The organism is Moorena sp. SIO4A1 (genome assembly GCF_010672065.1).
Classification (GTDB): domain Bacteria; phylum Cyanobacteriota; class Cyanobacteriia; order Cyanobacteriales; family Coleofasciculaceae; genus Moorena.
Genome location: NZ_JAAHHX010000510.1, coordinates 1 through 1,750, shown reverse-complemented (window position 1 = coordinate 1,750; position 1,750 = coordinate 1). Strand labels below are relative to the sequence as shown.

At 43.1% G+C, this 1,750-nt stretch carries 3 protein-coding genes; 2 read left to right on the top strand and 1 reads right to left on the bottom strand.

Going from position 1 to position 1,750, the window contains the following annotated elements; translation table 11 throughout:
* Positions 1–344 precede the first annotated feature (344 nt).
* Entirely contained in the window at positions 345–476 is a 132-nt protein-coding gene (locus tag F6K53_RS40035; RefSeq protein ID WP_293054948.1) for a hypothetical protein, read from the bottom strand.
* 170 nt (positions 477–646) lie between these two features.
* Here F6K53_RS40035 and F6K53_RS40030 point away from each other — a divergent pair, with 170 nt between their 5' ends.
* Positions 647–1,105 (top strand): chemotaxis protein CheW, encoded by a 459-nt coding sequence (locus F6K53_RS40030; protein ID WP_366510686.1) that lies wholly within the window; start codon positions 647–649, stop codon positions 1,103–1,105.
* Between the two features lie 38 nt (positions 1,106–1,143).
* The coding region (locus F6K53_RS40025) for a CheR family methyltransferase (RefSeq protein ID WP_293085618.1) at positions 1,144–1,750 on the top strand (607 nt) is incomplete at its 3' end.

Here is a 1,750-nt window from a genome sequence, read left to right as displayed (position 1 = left end):
TCAAAGTTTTCCGCAAGATTATGATCCCCCCCAGCCCCCCTTAAAAAAGGGGGGAGCCATACTCGCTCGTCCCCCTTTTTTAAGGGGGATAATGGGGGATCTCCGAGGCAAGAAAACACGCCCTAGGGTCAATCTGCTTGCTCCAAGTCCAACGGAGCAACTTGTGCAAAAGCCGGTCTAGCCTCTGGCGAGATGGATCAAATTGATGTGTAGCCGTAATTTCCCGAATTGCGATGAGCCTGGTTTAGTTCACATTATATTCATATAAATTTCATATTTTTTTCATAAAAACCAGATTATCTTCACACTATGACCATAGCTTCACATTTACTTCATAATCTAGTTCATATACCAAAGGGAACAGGGAACAGCGGATCTGGGAACAGGGAGTAGGGAGTAGCGATGCAGCGCGGTCTTGGGAAGGCAGCGCGGTCTTGGGGGTCTCCCCCATGAGCGACTGCCGTGGTTTCCCCCACTCGCGCTTTGCATCAAGACGGGAACAGCGGATCTGGGAACAAAAATTCTCACAATTCATTTAGGATTGGTATAAAAGCTAATTAGGGGTTTGAGCACTCAGAAATTTAGAGGCTAAATGATGTTAAATATCGTTATATCAATTCCCACTAATTTTCCCATCAATTAACCGATGTTAATGTTGATTTTTTATGTAGGAAATGACCTTTATGCCCTGGATAGTTCTCAGGTCGTGGAGGTAATTCCCAGAGTCAACCTCCGAAAAATACACCAAGCTCCTGACTATGTGGCTGGTTTGTTTAACTACCGAGGTGCAATTGTGCCAGTCATCGATCTGTGCCATTTAATTCAAGGTACTCCCAGCTGCTCCCACTTAAGCACACGGATTATAATGGTCAATTATATTGCCAAAAATAATACTCATTACTGCATCGGTTTGATGTCAGAAAGAATCACAGAAACCTTAAACAAACCAGATACTGAGTGGGTCGATGCCGGAGTAAAAATAAATGACGCTCCTTATTTAGGAGAAATGATTATGGATGAAAAAGGCATGATCCAACGAATTCGGCTAGAGTATTTGTTATCGGAGTCCCAACAGATATACTTATTACCTGGAGCAGAAAATTAAAAACTACCAATTAACTAACAACTAACTAACTAATAGTAATGATTCAGGCGACTATTGAGGCTTTACTAAGAAAGAAAATCGGTTTGGATGGCAGTACTATTGGTTCTAGGCAGATTGCTAGAGCGATAGAAACCAGACGATTGGCTTGTGGCTTACCGGATCAGCAAACGTATCTGCAACAACTGCAAACCTCACCTCAAGAACTCGAATCACTGATTGAAACGGTCGTTGTCTTAGAGACTTGGTTTTTCCGGGACAGAAAACCCTTTGGGTTTCTGAGTCGTTACGTCATATCTGAGTGGTTGCCCAACCCCAACTACCCCATCCTGCGGATATTAAGTATACCCTGTTCTACAGGAGAAGAACCTTACTCCATTGCTATGACCTTGCTGGATGCGGGTTTGACTCCTAATCAGTTTCGAGTCGATGCTATTGATATCAGCAAGGAAGCATTGCACAAAGCTCGACGTGCTCTCTACAGCAGGAATTCCTTTCGGGGCAACCAACTACAGCAACAAAAACGCTATTTTAAGCAAACAGCAGATGGTTATGAATTATGTCAGTTGGTGCGCAATACCGTTAATTTCAAGCATGGTAATATTCTAGACCCCTTGGGCTTGGCTCAGAACAACTATGACATTATAT